The 17,509-nt window shown below is 59.9% G+C and carries 18 protein-coding genes; 6 read left to right on the top strand and 12 right to left on the bottom strand.

Annotated features, from left to right (window positions below; genetic code table 11):
* Positions 1-15 precede the first annotated feature (15 nt).
* Positions 16-645, bottom strand: a complete 630-nt coding sequence (locus J3P97_RS04525) for an alpha/beta hydrolase (RefSeq protein WP_305501353.1) — start codon at positions 643-645, stop codon at positions 16-18.
* Between the two features lie 148 nt (positions 646-793).
* Here J3P97_RS04525 and J3P97_RS04520 point away from each other — a divergent pair, with 148 nt between their 5' ends.
* Positions 794-1,231, top strand: coding sequence for a YhcB family protein (locus J3P97_RS04520; protein ID WP_305496666.1), 438 nt, complete (start codon positions 794-796; stop codon positions 1,229-1,231).
* Between the two features lie 291 nt (positions 1,232-1,522).
* On the opposite strand, the gene J3P97_RS04515 is transcribed toward J3P97_RS04520, so the two are convergent.
* Complete coding sequence (locus tag J3P97_RS04515) at positions 1,523-2,257, bottom strand: OmpA family lipoprotein (RefSeq protein WP_018604257.1); 735 nt, start codon at positions 2,255-2,257, stop codon at positions 1,523-1,525.
* 153 nt (positions 2,258-2,410) lie between these two features.
* Positions 2,411-3,586 carry an aspartate aminotransferase family protein gene (locus J3P97_RS04510; RefSeq protein ID WP_434569746.1) on the bottom strand — a complete coding sequence of 392 codons (1,176 nt, stop codon included), beginning with the start codon at positions 3,584-3,586 and terminating at the stop codon, positions 2,411-2,413.
* A 98-nt stretch (positions 3,587-3,684) separates the two neighbouring features.
* Here J3P97_RS04510 and J3P97_RS04505 point away from each other — a divergent pair, with 98 nt between their 5' ends.
* The 4 genes from J3P97_RS04505 to J3P97_RS04490 all read left to right on the top strand — a co-directional run bounded on the left by J3P97_RS04505 (position 3,685) and on the right by J3P97_RS04490 (position 7,361).
* Complete coding sequence (locus tag J3P97_RS04505; protein ID WP_434569747.1) at positions 3,685-4,587, top strand: LysR family transcriptional regulator; 903 nt, start codon at positions 3,685-3,687, stop codon at positions 4,585-4,587.
* A 114-nt stretch (positions 4,588-4,701) separates the two neighbouring features.
* Positions 4,702-5,715, top strand: coding sequence for a sensor domain-containing diguanylate cyclase (locus J3P97_RS04500; RefSeq protein WP_434674504.1), 1,014 nt, complete (start codon positions 4,702-4,704; stop codon positions 5,713-5,715).
* Between the two features lie 76 nt (positions 5,716-5,791).
* On the top strand, positions 5,792-6,565 hold the full coding sequence (locus J3P97_RS04495) for a DUF72 domain-containing protein (RefSeq protein WP_434673576.1): 774 nt from the start codon (positions 5,792-5,794) through the stop codon (positions 6,563-6,565).
* A 91-nt stretch (positions 6,566-6,656) separates the two neighbouring features.
* Positions 6,657-7,361, top strand: a complete 705-nt coding sequence (locus J3P97_RS04490) for a hypothetical protein (protein WP_434673575.1) — start codon at positions 6,657-6,659, stop codon at positions 7,359-7,361.
* Between the two features lie 184 nt (positions 7,362-7,545).
* Here J3P97_RS04490 and J3P97_RS04485 read toward each other — a convergent pair whose 3' ends face one another.
* The 9 genes from J3P97_RS04485 to hmpA form a co-directional block, all read right to left on the bottom strand.
* Positions 7,546-7,719: a hypothetical protein gene (locus J3P97_RS04485; RefSeq protein WP_434574337.1), complete on the bottom strand. Its 174-nt coding sequence runs from the start codon at positions 7,717-7,719 to the stop codon at positions 7,546-7,548.
* Positions 7,720-8,038: 319 nt separating this feature from the next.
* On the bottom strand, positions 8,039-8,926 hold the full coding sequence (gene cyoE / locus J3P97_RS04480) for a heme o synthase (RefSeq protein ID WP_039591595.1): 888 nt from the start codon (positions 8,924-8,926) through the stop codon (positions 8,039-8,041).
* An 11-nt stretch (positions 8,927-8,937) separates the two neighbouring features.
* Complete coding sequence (cyoD, locus tag J3P97_RS04475) at positions 8,938-9,273, bottom strand: cytochrome o ubiquinol oxidase subunit IV (protein ID WP_249876093.1); 336 nt, start codon at positions 9,271-9,273, stop codon at positions 8,938-8,940.
* The gene (locus tag J3P97_RS04470) at positions 9,274-9,900 is read right to left on the bottom strand and encodes a cytochrome o ubiquinol oxidase subunit III (RefSeq protein WP_053125033.1); all 627 of its coding nucleotides are present in this window, start codon (positions 9,898-9,900) and stop codon (positions 9,274-9,276) included.
* Between the two features lie 3 nt (positions 9,901-9,903).
* Complete coding sequence (gene cyoB, locus J3P97_RS04465; RefSeq protein ID WP_434673574.1) at positions 9,904-11,934, bottom strand: cytochrome o ubiquinol oxidase subunit I; 2,031 nt, start codon at positions 11,932-11,934, stop codon at positions 9,904-9,906.
* 3 nt (positions 11,935-11,937) lie between these two features.
* On the bottom strand, positions 11,938-12,885 hold the full coding sequence (gene cyoA, locus J3P97_RS04460) for a ubiquinol oxidase subunit II (RefSeq protein WP_305496696.1): 948 nt from the start codon (positions 12,883-12,885) through the stop codon (positions 11,938-11,940).
* A gap of 332 nt (positions 12,886-13,217) precedes the next feature.
* Positions 13,218-13,553, bottom strand: a complete 336-nt coding sequence (locus J3P97_RS04455) for a hypothetical protein (RefSeq protein WP_434602865.1) — start codon at positions 13,551-13,553, stop codon at positions 13,218-13,220.
* A 113-nt stretch (positions 13,554-13,666) separates the two neighbouring features.
* Entirely contained in the window at positions 13,667-14,176 is a 510-nt protein-coding gene (locus tag J3P97_RS04450) for a disulfide bond formation protein B (RefSeq protein ID WP_434673573.1), read from the bottom strand.
* Positions 14,177-14,479: 303 nt separating this feature from the next.
* Complete coding sequence (gene hmpA, locus J3P97_RS04445; RefSeq protein ID WP_434673572.1) at positions 14,480-15,661, bottom strand: NO-inducible flavohemoprotein; 1,182 nt, start codon at positions 15,659-15,661, stop codon at positions 14,480-14,482.
* A gap of 150 nt (positions 15,662-15,811) precedes the next feature.
* On the opposite strand from hmpA, the gene norR reads away from it, so the two are divergent.
* A complete protein-coding gene (gene norR / locus J3P97_RS04440; RefSeq protein WP_434673571.1) occupies positions 15,812-17,365 on the top strand; it encodes a nitric oxide reductase transcriptional regulator NorR in 1,554 nt (517 codons plus the stop codon).
* The last annotated feature ends 144 nt before the right edge of the window (positions 17,366-17,509 follow it).

Here is a 17,509-nt window from a genome sequence, read left to right as displayed (position 1 = left end):
CTTGTCAGACTGCTGTCAATTCGAGAGGCGCGGCAGGAGCAGATCCTTGAGATCAGTCAGCTTGCCATGAAAAAAGTGTCCGCATTCTGCCACTTTCAGCAGCTCATGGGGGCGCTGGAGCGCGTCGGACCATGTGTAGACAAGTTGGGGATCGACCACTTCGTCCGTTTCCGGTTGGATCACGGTCAGTTCGCCGCTGGTCGGCAGGGGCGCTTGTGCATCCAGGCGCATTACCGCCGGAGCAACCATGAACAGGTGCTTGAGCGCCTGGCCTTGGGCTTCCAGGCGTCCGCCAAGGGTGGCGGCGACGAAGCCGCCGAAGGAAAAACCAAACAGGGTCAGGGGCAGCTGCGGGTATTTTTCCAGCAGCCAGGCGGCCGCGGCCTGGGCATCGTCCACTTCGCCGGTGCCCATGTCATGGCTACCGGCACTGGCGCCGACGCCGCGATAATTGAAACGCAACGTAACCAGGCCAGCGTCGCGGGCGGTACGCTGCAGGGTCGAGACCACTTTGTTGAGCATGGTCCCGCCCTGTACCGGGTTGGGGTGGCAGATCAGCGCCAGGCCACGGGGCGCTTCGCTGTCCAGGTACAAGGCTTCCAGTTGGCCGACCGGGCCATCGATGACTACAGGGGTTTCGCGCATAAGCAAGGGAAAGAACTCCGTGACCCCGAATAGGGTCGACTCGTCTAGCTAAAAGTCTGTGCCTGGCATGATTGCGATGTTCTTCGCGGTATACAGCGCAGGTCCGAGCCGTTAACGTAAAGCAAAGCCGTTTATAGAGGAAGGACTCGTGGAACACTCGCTCTTAGTTTGGCTGTTGCCGACTCTTGCCCTGGTTGCCGGTGTCGCCATTGGTTTCCTGATTGCCCGACTGCTGCCTAACGCGGTGCCCAACAGCACCCAACGTCAGCTCGACGACATCCAGGAACGTTTCGACAGTTACCAGAATGAAGTGGTAACCCACTTCAACAGCACCGCTTCCCTGGTGAAAAAGCTCACCCAGAGCTACCAGGAAGTCCAGGATCATCTGTCCGAGGGCGCCAACCGCCTGGCCCTGGACGAGCAGACGCGCCAGCGCCTGCTGGCCGCCCTGCAAGCCGACACGGCGCAGACGCCACGGGAGCGCCTGACCCCGCCCAAAGGGATCCAGGAACCGCCACGGGACTACGCCCCCAAGGCCCCGAACTCCCCGGGGATGCTGGATGAGCATTACGGTTTGAAGAAGTAATTTCCAGCAACACCAAAAAGCCCGCCCGATCGCATGATCGGGCGGGCTTTTTATTGCTACCAATTTCCCCTATTCAATTTTGATCACCTGTGGCGAGGGAGCTTGCTCCCGCTGGGTCGCGAAGCGGCCCTTATAGCAGCGAACTCGATTTTCCTGGCACACCGAGCTGCCTGGTTTTGGGGCCGCTTCGCAGCCCAGCGGGAGCAAGCTCCCTCGCCACGAAGGCCCAGGCGACAGCCGTAAAAAAAGGGCCATGTTTCCATGGCCCCCGTTTTCATCACCGTCCAGCGGTTATGGATATTGCTGGTAAGTCTGCCCCTGCTGCTGCGGCGCCTGGTACTGCTGGCCAGGAATGGCCTTGAGGTTGACCTCGACGCGACGGTTTTGCGCACGGCCGTTGACGTCGGCGTTGCTTGCCACCGGGTTGTCCGGGCCGGCGCCACGGGCCGAGAGGTTGGCGCCGCTGACACCTTGGGACGTCAGGTAGGTCGCCACGCTCTGCGCGCGACGCTGGGACAGGTCCATGTTGTGCTGGCGGCTGCCGGTGCTGTCGGTGTAGCCGACAATCTCGATCTGGTTCTGGTTGAATTCCTTGAGGGAGTTGGCCAGGTTGTTCAGCGGCTGGTAGAAGCTCGATGCGATGTTCGCCGAATCGGTGGCGAAGGTGATGTTGCCCGGCATGATCAGCTTGATCTGGTCGCCCTGGCGCTGCACCTCAACGCCGGTATTGGCCATGCTGGCGCGCAATTTCTTTTCCTGCTGGTCCGCGTAGTAACCGTAGCCGGCCGCGGAGGCCCCCACCACCGCCGCGCCGATCAACGCACCCTTGCCCCGATTATCGTGGCCGATGGCCGCACCGGCCAATGCCCCGGCCAGGGCGCCGAGGCCGCCATACTTGGCGGTTTTGCTCATGCCCGAAGATTCCGTAGAGGCCTGGCCCTGGTTGTCATAGGGGTTGGGCGACGCACAGCCGGACAACAGGGCCACGGCAGTAGCGACAACGATCAAGCGACGCGAGGTGAACATGAAGATGCTCCTGGGTTTTCAGTCTGAGTGCCAAAGTGTAGGCAATCGACTCTGGCTGGCGTTGGAACGCGACAATCGTCAAAAATTCCGTCCCGTCGCGCTGCGCTTCGCACGGACCGATCACCACAAGTCATCGGCCCGGACGAGGTAGCCTCACGCCTGCGCCAGGCAGCGACTCACCCCTCTGACGATCATCTCGACTTCCCGCCCGTCGATCGTCAGCGGCGGCAACAGGCGAATGGTCTTGCCCCGGGTGACGTTGATCAGCAAACCATGATCCCGGGCGGCACAGAGGGTCAGGTCGCGCACCGGTTGCTTGAGCTCTATGCCGATCATCAAGCCTTGGCCACGAATCTGAAGCACGTTCGGGTTGTCCGCCAACTCAGCCCGCAACCGGCTGAGCAATTGCTCGCCCTGACGTCTGGCGTTCTCCAGCAGGCCTTGCTCCTCGATGATGTCCAGCACGGTGCAGCCGACCCGACAAGCCAGAGGATTGCCGCCGAACGTGCTACCGTGGCTGCCGGGGGTGAACAGTCCGGCGGCCTTGCCGCGCGCCAGGCAGGCACCGATGGGCACGCCGTTGCCGAGGCCTTTGGCGAGGGTCATCACGTCCGGGACGATGCCCTCGTGCTGGAACGCGAACCACTGCCCGGTGCGGCCGATGCCGGTCTGGATCTCGTCGAGCATCAATAACCAGGCGCGCCGGCTGCACAACTCCCGCAAAGCCTTCAGGTAACCCGGTGGCGCGAGTTGTACGCCACTTTCGCCCTGGATCGGCTCGACCAGGATCGCAACGATGCGCTCGCCGTGGACTTGCTGGACTTTTTCCAATGCGCCGAGATCGCCGAACGGCACCTTGATGAAGTCCCCCGGCAACCGATTGAAGCCGAGCCGCACCGAGGGTCCGTCGCTGGCGGACATCGTGCCCAGGGTGCGCCCGTGGAAAGCATTGTCCATCACCACGACCAAGGGCTGTTCGACGCCTTTGTGCCAGCCATGCAGGCGGGCCAGCTTCAATGCGGTTTCATTCGCCTCGGCGCCGGAGTTGTTGAAAAACGCCCGTTCCATCCCCGAGAGCTGGGTGAGTCTGTGGGCCAACCGCTGCTGCCAGTCGATGCTGTACAGGTTGGACGTGTGCAGCAGCAGGCCGGCCTGTTCACTGATGGCTGCCACCAACCGCGGATGGGAATGGCCCACGTTGGTCACTGCTACGCCCGCCACCGCATCAAGGTATTCGCGACCATCCTGATCCCACAGGCGCGTACCCAAGCCATGGGTGAAGTTCAGCGCCAAGGGTTGGTAAGTGCTCATCAGGCAGGCGGCAGTCATGACATCTAGCTCCATCGGGTGGTTTTTTCCAGTATGGTTAGCCACTCTTGTTGGATAAACCTCGCTTTACTTCATTCATTTAAAAGCAGAGCTTGATAATGGACCTGTTCCAGGCAATGACCGTTTACGTGAAAGTGGTGGAAACCGGCAGCCTGACCGCAGCGGCCCAGGCGTGCGAAATGTCCACGACCATGGTCGGCAATCACCTCCGGGCGCTGGAGCAACGCCTGGGTGTGCGCCTGATCAACCGTACGACGCGTCGTCAGCGCTTGACTGAATTCGGCTCGGCCTACTATCAACGCTGCCTGGAAGTGATCGGGCTGGTTGCCGATTCCGAACGCCTGGCCGAGCAGACCCAAGGCGACCCCAGCGGCACCTTGCGTATCACCGCGCCGCTGACCTTCGGCACGGAGCGCCTCGCCCCGGCACTGGCCGAGTACAGCCAGCGTTATCCCCAGGTCAAGCTCGACGTTGTCTTGACCAACCAGCGTCTGGACCTGCTCGACCACGGCTTCGACGTCGCCATTCGCCTGGGCAGTCCCGACCCGAAGCTGATCGTTCGTCCCCTGATGGACTACACCCTGACCGTCTGCGCCTCCAAGGCCTACCTGGCACGACGCGGCACGCCGCAAAAGCCCGAAGACCTGCAACAGCATGACTGCCTGTCGTTTGCCTATTCCGCCGGAGACGAATGGCGTTTCGCCCAGGAGCACTGGCCCATCAACGGGCCGGACGGGGAAATCAAAGTGCCGGTGCGCGGGCCGATGCTGATCAACAGCTCGTCGGGCCTGCACCGCGCCGCCCTGGCCGGCATGGGCGTGGTGATGCTGCCGGACGCGCTGGTGGCGCAGGATCTGGAGGATGGACACTTGGTGGCGCTGTTGCAGAATTATCAACTGCCCCACCGGCCGATGAGCCTGATGTACGCCCAGGATCGCTATCGTTTGCCGAAGCTGCGCAGTTTCGTCGAGTTTGCGCTGCAAAAATGGAGCAAACCCTGAAGTAATAAATCCTCCGTGGCGAGGAAGATTGCCCCGCTAGTGGCGCCCCGCCCCATCGGCTACTCTTAATCCCTGGAAAGCATTTTGATATCAGGGCTGATTGAGGGAACGATGATGGACGACGCCTCGAAGATCGATTTGCTGCGGTTCGATTTGTCCGATCTGGACGAAAACGTGCTGCACACCATCATGGAACTGGTCAGCGATGGCATCTGGGACTGGAACGCCAACACCGGCTTCGTCTATCGAAATCCCGGCTGGTACACGATGCTCGGCTACACGCCTCACTCCCTTAGCAATACCGTGCTGACCTGGGAGAGTGTGATCCACCCGGAAGATTATCCCCATGTGATGGCGCTATTCGACGATTACCTCGAACAACGCGCCCCTAAGTACCAGGCCGAATACCGCTGCCGCGCCTATGACGGCTCCTATATCTGGATCGAAGACCGCGGCTACGTGATCGCCCGCAACCCCGATGGCAGCGTCGCCCGCATGATCGGTGCCCATCGCAGCATCGATGACAAGAAGCGTCTGTTCGAACAACTTGAACGGCGCAACAAGTCCCTCGAAGCCATCATCGAAGAACGCACCCGCGAACTGTCCCGGGTCAACGAACAGTTGCAAATCCAGCTTGAGGAAAACCGCAGGCTCGCCGAAACCGACGCCCTTACGCTGGTCGCCAACCGCTATCGCCTGGAGCAGGCGCTGCCATTGGCCTGTGAACGTGCGCAGCGCTTTCGCGAGCCGTTGTCGCTGATTGCCATGGACGTCGACGACTTCAAGGACATCAACGATCGCTACGGCCATGCCTTCGGCGATGCAGCGCTGGTGCAAGTGGTACAGGCGGTCAAGCGCTGCGAGCGCGACGGCGACCTGCTGGTGCGCTGGGGCGGCGATGAATTCATCATGATCTTGCCCAACACATCCAAGGCCGACGCAGTCCTGTTGGCCGAAACCATTCGCCGCGGCTTGTCCGACCTGCTGCCGGTGGGCGATTTCCAGGTCACCATGAGTTTTGGCGTGGTGCAACGCCGCGAAGACGAACCGCAAGCGGCGCTACTGGATCGGGCTGACCAGGCACTGTATCGCTCCAAGATGGCCGGCAAGAATGTGATTTGTGATTGAACGGGCAATGTCCGATTGGATTCTCAGGCCGCTACGGTGGTCATAGGCTGTAACTCTCGCAATCAGGTCCTCGCCATTGCCGACTCGACTCCTCTCCTCTTCGCCCGTGCTGGTGGGCTGCGCGGGCTGGTCACTGCCAAGGGAGCAATGGCCCGCTTTTCCCCTTGAAGGCACCCATTTGCAGCGCTACAGCGCCCGCTTCCCGGCGGTGGAAATCAACAGTTCGTTCTACCGCCCGCACCGTCCCGCCACCTATGCAAAATGGGCCGACAGTGTGCCGACGGGCTTTCGCTTCTCAGTCAAGATGCCCAAGCAGATCACCCATGAGCGGCGCTTGCATGATTGCGAGGGGCAGGTGGATGAGTTCCTCGGGCAATGCTCGCAATTGAGGGAGAAACTTGGTTGCCTGTTGATCCAGTTGCCGCCGTCGCTGACCTTCGATAACACCCAGGCCGAGGACTTTTTCAAAGCCTTGCGTGACCGTTATCAAGGCCACGCGGTACTCGAACCCCGGCACCCGAGCTGGCTCGCGCCACAGGCCTTGGCATTGCTTGAGAAAGAGCGCATCGCCAGCGTCGCCGCCGACCCGTCGCCTGTGCCGGGCGGCGATCAACCGGCGGGCTGGGCGGGCGTGCGTTATTACCGGCTGCATGGCTCGCCGCGCATTTATTACTCCGCCTACGAAGACGCCTGGCTGCAGCGACTGACAGTCCTACTGAAGGCCGCCCCGGACACGCCGACCTGGTGCATCTTCGACAACACCGCCAGCGGCGCCGCGACGCCCGATGCGTTGCGATTGCTGGAGCTGCTGGGCGATTTAAATAGTCACCGGTGGCCGGTCCGACCGTGACAACACCGCCCGGGTCCAATAGATTAGGCGACCGAAAAAAGCCCCGTGCGTTTTCTCGCCATATCCCGCTAACAGAAGTAGTGAAATTTCAATGTCCGATTCCAATACCGCTGAATCTGTAATCTCCCTGTCGTCCAAAGCGGAATACGAAAACTCCATCAATCTTTCACAGCATCTGCCCCAGGCCAAAAGCATCAGCGAAATGGTCCTCGATGCCTTCCAGTCGAACCGCGAAAGCGACCAGATCCGCGAACTGCGCACCGCCATTCGCCAGGCTCATGATGCGTTCGACGATGACAAGGCCTACGCACTGATGGGCCAGCTCAAGCAACTCAAGGACGCCGAAGCCGCCGATTTCGCCGCGCTGGAAGACCTCAGCAGCCGCTTCCCGATCAGCCGTATCCTTTCCAGCTACAAGGATGATCCGGCCTTCCAGGAACTGGTCTACGGCCTGGCCCTGAAGGTGCTGAACCAGACCCATCAGGCCATCAGCAACCCGAGCGGCGGCAAGGGCAAGGCCGCGCGCGCCAAGAAGGAAGCCGAGGTGTTTGTCATCAGCAAGGACGGCATCAGCGTCACCCTGCCCTTGCGCACACCACGCTCCAAGCCGAACGTCGACCGCGAGGCCTTCGAATTCCTCGGCTTCAACTTCATCGGCGAAGGCGACGAAGCAGAGCTGGAAAGCGAAACCTTCCTGGACAACGACGGCACCGAACAGCCGGTCACCCGCAAAAGCATCGTCACCGCCTTGCAGCAGCAAAAAGCCTTCGACGGCTACAGCATCGCCCAGCAATAACCCCCGACTCCGGGCCCTTGTGGGAGCGAGCCTGCTCGCGAATGCGCCGTGTCAGTCAGCCTCAGCTCAACTGACCCACCGCTTCGCGAGCAGGCTCGCTCCCACAGGAAGGTCAACAACGCCCTGAATATTACCTATGAAAAAGCCCCGCATTTCTCTCGAAGGCGGGGCTTTTTCATGGCTATCAGCTTTTCAAACAGCGCCAAGCCGTTCGACCATGTCCGGAAACTTCTCGACCAGCTTGATCAACAAAGCCGCCTGGGCGTTTTATCTGGCGAAGGGTAATCTTGCCCTCGCGGTGAGCGGCCATCTCTTCGACGCCTTGCATCATCTCGGCAAACAGATCGCGTTTTTTCATAAGGTACCTCGTACTTTCAACTCTGCTTCCATGGCTCGCTTGAGCGTCTTCTCTTGCTCGGAGGTCAGGTTTTCCAACTCGTCCTTGCTTGTCATAAATCGCTATTATCAAATTGACCAGCATTAATAGAGCATTAACGAGCACTCCGCAATCCTTGTGGGAGCGAGCTTGCTCGCGATGACGTCGGCACATTCAGCATCCAGGCAAGCTGACCCACCGCTATCGCGAGCAAGCTCGCTCCCACAGGGTCCGAAGTTCCGCCTATGAAAAAGCCCCGCGCTTCTCTCGAAGGCGGGGCTTTTTGTGCAGCGTCTGAAGCTTAAGGCGCGTATGTCAGCAGCAGCTCACTTGGCACTTTGAAGTCCAGGGACATCATGACGCTCAGCGCGGTGATGGTGAAGATCGAGAACACGAACAGCTTGCGTGCCCAGACCGTGTCATCCACTGCCTTGTAACCGGTCCAGGCCATGTACAGCCAGTACATGCCCATGGCGGCGGCGACGGCGAGGTAGCTCATGCCGGCGTAACCGCTGAACGTCAACATCAAGGTCGCCACGAGGAAGGCCAGGATGTAGAGCAGGATGTGCTTCTTGGCCACCTGGATGCCTCGCTTGACCGGCAGCACCGGAATCGAGGCCGCCAGGTAGTCGTTGAAGCGGAAGATCGCGATGGCATAGGAATGCGGCATCTGCCACAGGCTGAACATCACCAGCAGCGTCAGCGCAGCCATGTCGAAGCTGTTGCTGACCGCGACATAACCGATCACCGGCGGCATGGCCCCCGACAGGCTGCCCACCAGCGTGCCGTGGACCGACTTGCGCTTGAGGTACAGGCTGTAGAGACCGACGTAGATGACAAAACCGATCACCGCGAACAACGCCGCCAACGGATTGGCCACCCAATACAGCAGCGCCACGCCGGCCACGCCCAGCACCGTGGCGAATGCCAGGGCCAGTTGCACTGGAATCAGGCCTTGGACCAGCGCCCGGTTCTTGGTGCGTTCCATCTTGATGTCGATGTCGCGGTCGATGCAGTTGTTGAACACGCAACCGGACGCCACCACCAGGGAAGTGCCGATCATCGCTGCCAGGAAGATGGCCAGATCGACATGCCCTTTCGAGGCCAGGAAAAACCCGCCTGCCACAGAAAGCACGTTACCGAAAATGATCCCCGGCTTGGTGATTTGGATAAAGTGCTTCAGTGACATCCGGACTTTCCTCAGTGCGCCATCATGTTGGAGTGGATGCTGAACATGATCCACAACGACAAGCCGACCAGCAGTACGATCACCAGCGCAGCGAAGACAAACGCAATGACGTTGTTACGCTGGGCGGCCGAGCGGTCCAGGTGCAGGAAGTACACCAGGTGGACCAATACTTGGACCACGGCGAAGATCAGAATGATCCAGAGCGTCAGGCTCTTCGGCAGCGTTGGATACATCACCAGGCCGAACGGAATGACGGTCAGGATCACCGACAGGATGAAACCGATGGCGTAGGACTTGACGCTGCCGTGGCCGGCGTCATGGCCATCATGGGAATGAGCGTTAGCCATTTACAGGGTCCCCATCAGATAAACAACGGTGAATACGCAGATCCACACCACGTCCAGGAAGTGCCAGAACAGGCTCAGGCAGCTCAGGCGCGTCTTGTTGGTGGCGGTCAGGCCGTTTTTCTGGACCTGGTACATCATGATCGCCATCCAGATCAGACCGCTGGTCACGTGCAGACCGTGGGTGCCGACCAGGGTGAAGAACCCGGACAGGAAGCCGCTGCGGCTAGGGCCGTAGCCTTCGGCGATCAGGATGTGAAACTCGTTGATCTCCATGGCGATAAAGCCGGCGCCCAGCAGGAAGGTCATTGCCAACCAGCCCAGTACCTGGGTTTTCTTGCCCTTGAACAACGCCAGCATGGCGAAGCCGTAGGTGATCGAACTGAACAGCAGCAACGCGGTTTCGCCCAGTACATAAGGCAGTTCGAAGATGTCGTGGCCCGACGGGCCACCGGCGACGTTGTTAACCAGCACCGCGTATACCGCGAAGATCGACGCAAACAGAATGCAGTCGGTCATCAGGTAGAGCCAGAAACCGAATACGGTCATCTCGCCCGAGTCGTGGTGATGGTCATCGTGCCCATGGTCATGACCATGGGCGTGTCCAACATTGGTCACTAAGTTCGACATGGTTTAAGCCTGTTCCAACGAGGTTTCAACACGGGTGGCGGAGGCTGGGACTTTCCCGGCCGCGACCAGACGCTTGTGCTGCTCGGCTTCGATGCGCTCGATGACATCCACCGGCACCATGTAGCCCTGATCATCACGGGCGGCATGGATGGCGAAATACACCACGGTGCCGACCAGGCTGGCGATGGCCAGCCACCAGATGTGCCAGATCATCGCGAAACCGAACACGGTCAACAGAGCCCCCATGACCACACCGGTAGCGGTGTTGTTGGGCATGTGGATCGGCGCGTACCTGGCCGGAGTCTGGTACGCGGTACCGTTTTCCTTGGCTTCGGTGAACGGGTCGATGGTTTCCGCTTTCGGCAGCACGGCAAAGTTGTAGAACGGTGGTGGCGAAGAAGTCGACCATTCCAGGGTATGGGCATTCCACGGGTCACCGTGTTCGCACATGTTTTCCGGCTTCTTGCGGTCACGCACACTGACGTACAGCTGGATCAGCTGGCAGGCGATACCGACAGCGATCATCACCGCACCGAACATGGCAACGTACAGGTACGGCACCCACTCAGGGTTGGTGGTGGCGTTCAGGCGACGGGTCATGCCCATGAAGCCCAGTGCATAGAGCGGCATGAACGCGACGAAGAAGCCCGAGATCCAGAACCAGAACGCTGCCTTGCCCCAACCTTCGTGCAGCTTGAAGCCGAACGCTTTCGGGAAGTAGAACGCAAAGCCTGCGATGTAGCCGAACACGGCGCCGCCGATGATCACGTTATGGAAGTGCGCGATCACGAACAGGCTGTTGTGCAACACGAAGTCCGCACCCGGGATGGCCAGCAGTACGCCGGTCATGCCGCCGATGGCGAAGGTCACCATGAAGCCCAGGGTCCACAGCACGTGGCTGGTGAAACGCAGGCGGCCCTGGTAGATGGTGAACAGCCAGTTGAACAGCTTCACACCCGTCGGAATCGAGATCAGCATCGTCGCCAGGCCGAAGAAGGCGTTGACGCTGGCACCCGAACCCATGGTGAAGAAGTGGTGCAGCCAGACCATGAAGCCCAGTACCGAGATCGCGCCGGAAGCGTAGATCATCGAGTGGTGGCCAAACAGTTTCTTGCCGGAGAAGGTCGAGATGACTTCGGAGAAAATACCGAACGCCGGCAGGATCAGGATGTACACCTCAGGGTGACCCCAGGCCCAGAACAGGTTGACGTACATCATCGGATTTCCACCCAGTTCATTGGTGAAAATGTGGAAATCCATGTAGCGGTCAAGCGTCAGCAGTGCCAGGGTAGCGGTGAGGATCGGGAACGAAGCGACGATCAGCACGTTGGCCCAGGTGCAGGTCCAGGTGAAGATCGGCATGTCCATCAGCTTCATGCCAGGGGTACGCATCTTCAACACGGTGGCCAGGAAGTTGACCCCCGTCAGCGTTGTCCCCAACCCGGATAGCTGTAGCGCCCAGATGTAGTAATCCACCCCCACGCCCGGACTGTATTGCAGCCCCGACAACGGCGGATAGGCAACCCAACCGGTCTTGGCGAATTCGCCAACACCCAGGGAAACGTTGATCAGCACCACACCGGACACCAGCAGCCAGAAGCTCAGGGAGTTCAGGAATGGATAGGCAACGTCACGCGCGCCGATCTGCAGCGGCACTGCAAGGTTCATCAGGCCGGTGAAGAATGGCATCGCCATGAAGATGATCATGATCACACCGTGGGCGGTGAAGATCTGGTCATAGTGTTCAGGCGGCAGGTAGCCGGGCGAGCCCTCGGTGGCCATGGCCAACTGGGTACGCATCATGATCGCGTCGGCAAAACCGCGCAGCAGCATGACCATGGCGACGATGATGTACATCACGCCGATCTTCTTGTGGTCGACCGAGGTCAACCATTCAGTCCACAGGTAAGTCCACTTCTTGAAATAAGTGATACCCGCGAACAACGCCAGACCACCGAGCGCGATGATGGCGAGGGTCACCATGACAATCGGCTCGTGGAACGGGATCGCTTCCCAACTTAATTTACCAAACATCGTTTACTCCTCTGCCCCGGCAGCTGAATGCGAGCTCATGTCCATCCCTTCCATGTTGTGGGCCACTTCCTTGTCTTTCTTCTCGTGATGCATCGGCTTGCCCGGATTCATCCCTTCATACTTATCGATGATGGTCTGGAACAGGTTCGGCGTGACCGACGAGTAGAGTTCGACAGGGTTGTTCTGGCTCGGCTTGGAAAGGGCTTCGTATTCAGCTTTTTCAAGCTGTTTAGGTGCCTTCTTCACTTCGTTTACCCAGGCGTCGAACTCTTCCTGGGTGGTGGCGGTCGCTTTGAACTTCATGCCGGTGAAACCCGCGCCGCTGTAGTTGGCGGAGATACCTTCAAGTTCGGTGTTCTGGTTGGCGATCAGGTGCAGCTTGGTCTGCATGCCGGCCATCGCGTAGATCTGGCCGCCCAGGCCCGGGATGAAGAACGAGTTCATCACGGTGTCGGAGGTGACCTTGAAGTTGATCGGCGTGTGGGCCGGGAACACGATCTTGTTGACCGTGGCAATGCCTTGTTCCGGATAGATGAACAGCCACTTCCAGTCCATCGAGACCACTTCGATGGTGATCGGCTTGACGTCGGAATCCAGCGGACGGTACGGGTCCAGGGCGTGGGTCGACTTGTAGGTGATGTAACCCAGGGCAATGATGATCAGTACCGGAATGGTCCACACCGCGATTTCGATCTTGGTCGAGTGGGACCATTTCGGCGTGTAGGTGGCACTGGTGTTGGACGCGCGATATTTCCAGGCGAACAGGAACGTCATGACGATAACCGGCACGACGACCAGCAACATCAGCAGCGTGGCGGTGATGATCAGGTTTCGTTCATCCAGGCCGACCTGGCCCTTGGGATCGAGCAGGGTCATGTTGCAGCCTCCCAGCAGCAACGTGCCGAGCAGCGGCAACAAGCCTAGTAATCGGGGGTACCTGTTTTTACTCATCTCACGACCTCTAAAGCAGCTTGCGCAATGCAGTTGGGTTTTGATCGCCAACACTTCACCCTGCCAAGGGTTGGCATTTTCTTGGATTGAATAAGGGCTGCCCGTCGAACGTCAGACGCTGTTCGACACATCCTGGGCCAGCAGTGAGTTCTTATTCGTTGGTCAAAGGCCTGTTCAAGCCCAATTCCGTTTGGTGCGGGTAGTTGGAGGCACCGACACCTGGGGTCGCATGGGGCGCTGGCGCCCTTCGACCACTCTCGTGCTCAAGCCTGAGCCGGGTCGGAAAATCGGTGCGGGCGATTGTAGTGAGCTGCGGCGTTCGAGACCATGTCTTAACCCGAAATAATTTTTCTCCGATCCGGCAATAATCTGCCGCCGATATTGCAACGGGCCAGCATGTTATCGAAATTAATTCTCAACAAGAACCCCAAAAAACGTAAGGCTACTACGCCCGATTTAGACAGCTCCAGCAATTTACGGCGAGCTTTTACCCGCTTTAGGCGCCCATTTTCCGGGGCCTTGAAGGCAACCCGCTGCGCTGTTAAAAATGCCTGCTGCAGAGCGACTCCCAATTGAAAGCGAAGGGTGATCAGGCGGTTTTTTTGTTGCAGAATGAGGCGGCAATTCGGCCCTCGGACGGCTGCGAGACAGCAGATATGTGACAACATGTCGCACACTGTCGCAGGGTGTTCCTGCCTCTGATCAAGACGGTGCCTCATCGACCCTGAAACGTAAAACGCCCCGGCTCCGAAGAAGAGCCGGGGCGTTTTTCCACGATACTTCAGCGAAGCGCCTTGCGATTGCGCGACACCAGCAATGGCACCAGCACGACGGTGAGGACAAACGCCACCAGTGCCCATTGCGCCAGTGACAGGCCGAGGATCGGCGGGTACGGGGTGGAACAGAAACCATCGACCTGGAAGCCCAGCGGGAAGATCTTCGCCAGCGGCAGGCTATCGACAATTGGCTGCAACACATCTACGCCGCAACTGACCGCGGGGAAAAACTGAGTGTACACATGGTGCCCGGCCACACCCGCCCCTGCCAGCGCGCAAAGCACGACAAGGCATTCGAAGACCGTCAGGCTGCGGCGCGTACGCATGGCCGCGCCGATGAAAGCGAAGATGGCAATCAGCAACAACGCATAGCGCTGCAGGATGCACAGCGGGCATGGCGCTTCACCAAGCACCACCTGCATATATAAAGCACCGCCGATCAGTCCCAGGCAGATCAACCCCAGCAGCACCAGATAGCGCCGCTCACGGCCCAGCCGCAGCATTTCCTCACTCATTGCTTTTCCCTTTGATAGGCATGGATCGACGCGCGGCCTTGCGGCGACCGGCGCGCTTTCGGATCGCCGAAGTCTACACGCAGATCGTGAACGAGCGCAGTCGGCAATATGGAGGGAATAGACAGGAAAGAGGTTAAGCGGGGATTAATTCCAGCGCAGCGGCGGTCATGCCGCCGCTTTCGCGAGCAGGCTCGCTCCCACAGGTCACGCGTCGTGCATGCGTGTTCCGGATAATGCAGATCCTCTGTGGGAGCGAGCCTGCTCGCGAAGAAGGCAACCCGGTCACCCGGATTGCCCTGGCATTTACTCCAAAGCAGCCGCCGGCCCGAAGAATTCATAGCGGCTTTGTCCCGGCGGTACGCCCAAGGCTTTGAGATGACGCTTGATGGCCGCCATGAAGCCCTTCGGCCCAAGGAAGTACGCGTCCAGGTCTCGCTGCTCCGGCAACCACTGCGCCAGTTGTTCCTCAGTCAACAGCCCTACCTTGTCAGCCGCCGGCCCAGCGCCGTCGTGTTCGTCATAACAATAGAAACGCTTGAGTTGCGGGTGCCGCTTGGCCAGGTCGTCGATCCACTCGCGAAAGGCATGGACCTGGCCATTGCGTGCGCAGTGAATGAAATGCACCGGGCGCTCGGTTTGCAGCGCCGCTTGCAACATCGCCAGGGTCGGAGTGATGCCGACGCCGCCACTGATCAGCACCAGCGGCTTGTCGCTGGCGGTGAGGTAAAAATCTCCCGATGGCGGAAACAGCTGGATGCTGCTGCCGACCTGGAAATGGTCGTGCAGGTAATTGGACACCCGTCCGCCCGCCTCGCGCTTGACGCTGATGCGGTACTGGCCATTGTTAGCCAAGGCCGACAACGAATAGTTGCGGCGCACTTCTTCACCGTCCAGCACCAGCTTCATACCGATGTACTGGCCGGGCTCGGCTTGCAGGATAGGCCCCTTGTCCGCCGGTTCGAAGTAGAACGAAGTGATTTCCGCGCTTTCCTGCACCTTGGCCGTCAGGATGAACTCACGTTCACCGCGCCAGCCGCCGGGTGCCGCGGCTTTGCGGTCATACAAGCTGGTTTCGGCGCCGATCAGGATATCGGCCAACTGGTTATAGGCCGCGCCCCACGCCGAAATTACTTCAGGTGTAGCGATTTCTTCGCCCAGTACCTCGGCGATTGCCCGCAGCAAGCAGGAGCCGACGATCGGGTAATGCTGTGGCTGGATCTGCAAGGCCACGTGCTTGTTGACGATCTTTGCCACCAGGTCGCCCAACTGGTCGAGTTGATCGATGTGCCGCGCATACATCAATACACCGTTAGCCAGCGCACGCGGCTGGTCGCCGCTGGCCTGGTGAGCCTGGTTGAACAGCGGGCGCACTTGCGGGTATTCGGACAGCATCATGCGGTAGAAATGAGTGATCAGCGCTTCCCCACCGCTTTCAAGCAAGGGGACAGTGGAACGGATGATGGCGCGTTGTTCTCGACTCAGCATGGGTGACTCCTCGCGTGGTACAAATAACAGTTACCTATGCCTATCAGTTTTCATGCCACAAATTTTGACCTTGTATTTCAGGCAGTTGAAGACGATGTAGTCATATCGACAAGACAGCACTTATAGTCCTTATGACTAGATGGAGTCATTATGACCGCAACTTCCTTGCTGACCTCGCTATTGCCGCTGGTGGCCGACCTGTCCCGCGAACTGCCTGAAGGCGAGCGCTATCGGCGCCTGCTCGGAGCCCTGCGCAGCCTGTTGCCTTGCGACGCCGCTGCGCTGTTGCGCCTGGACGGCGACTGCCTCGTCCCGCTGGCCGTGGATGGCTTGAGCACCGACACCCTGGGCCGGCGATTCCGGGTCAGCGAGCATCCGCGTTTCGAAGCTTTGCTGGCCAATCCGCAGCCCACTCGCTTCGCCACCGACAGTGACCTGCCCGATCCGTACGACGGATTGGTGGAAGGGCTGGATGAACATCTGGAGGTTCACGATTGCATGGGTTGCCCGCTGTTTGTCGATGAGCAGCCCTGGGGCTTGCTGACCCTGGACTCGCTGGACCCGGAACGCTTCGAACCTATTGACCTGAGCGCCCTGCAAGCCTTCGCCAGCCTCGCCGCCGCCACTGTCAGCGCCGCCGAACGTATCGAGCGCCTGGCGTTGAGGGCCGAGGACGAGCATCGCCGCGCCGAGGTCTACCGTCAGGCCAGCGGCCAGCAGCAGCGCGACATGGTCGGCCAGAGCAAGCCCCATAAACGCCTGGTGGAAGAGATCAAGCTGGTCGGGGGCAGTGACCTGACGGTACTGATCACTGGCGAAACCGGCGTCGGCAAGGAATTGGTCGCCCAGGCCATTCACGCCGCCTCCCACCGTGCCGATCAGCCGCTGATCAGCCTCAATTGCGCGGCGCTGCCTGACACGCTGGTGGAAAGTGAACTCTTCGGCCATGTTCGAGGCGCGTTCACCGGTGCCACCCAGGACCGGCGCGGCAAATTCGAGCTGGCGGATGGCGGCACGCTGTTCCTCGACGAGGTGGGCGAACTGTCCCTGACCGTCCAGGCCAAATTGCTTCGCGTATTGCAAAGCGGCCAGCTGCAACGCCTGGGCTCGGACAAGGAGCACCGCGTCGATGTGCGCCTGATTGCGGCGACCAACCGCGACCTCGCCGAGGAAGTGCGCAATGGCCGTTATCGGGCCGACTTCTACCACCGGTTGAGTGTCTACCCGCTGCAAGTGCCTGCGCTGCGTGATCGCGGGCGCGATGTGCTGCTGCTCGCCGGCTTCTTCCTGGAACAGAACCGCTCGCGCATGGGCCTTGGCAGCCTGCGCCTGACCAGCGACGCCCAGGCTGCGTTGCTGGCCTACGATTGGCCGGGCAACGTGCGCGAACTGGAACACCTGATCGGTCGCAGCGCGTTGAAGGCATTGGGCAAGCATCCGGTTCGGCCGAAGATTCTCAGCTTGAGCGCCGATGATCTGGATCTGCCTCACGTACTCCCGGAAAATGCTCCGAACAACAGCCCCGCGCCAGCCTCCACGGTGAAGGTTTCCGGTGACTTGCGCCAGGCCACGGAAAACTATCAACGGCAAATGATCAGCGCCTGCCTGGAACGCCATCAGTACAACTGGGCCAGCGCTGCCCGGGAACTGGGCCTGGATCGGGCCAACCTGGGGCGGATGGCCAGGCGGCTGGGCCTCAAATAGTTTGCCGAGGGGACTTTTGTGGACCGCGCTATCGTGATCCTCGCCATTGACAGTTTTTCGCCCTAAAGCCTGCCCCCGACAAGTCGATAACCCGTTATCAAAAGCTGTCTTGGCGGTCTTCATGATCGCCCCACCTTTTTCCAC

It is taken from the genome of Pseudomonas sp. R1-15 (assembly GCF_051132085.1).
Taxonomy (GTDB): domain Bacteria; phylum Pseudomonadota; class Gammaproteobacteria; order Pseudomonadales; family Pseudomonadaceae; genus Aquipseudomonas.
This window is presented reverse-complemented; position numbering and strand designations above follow the sequence as displayed.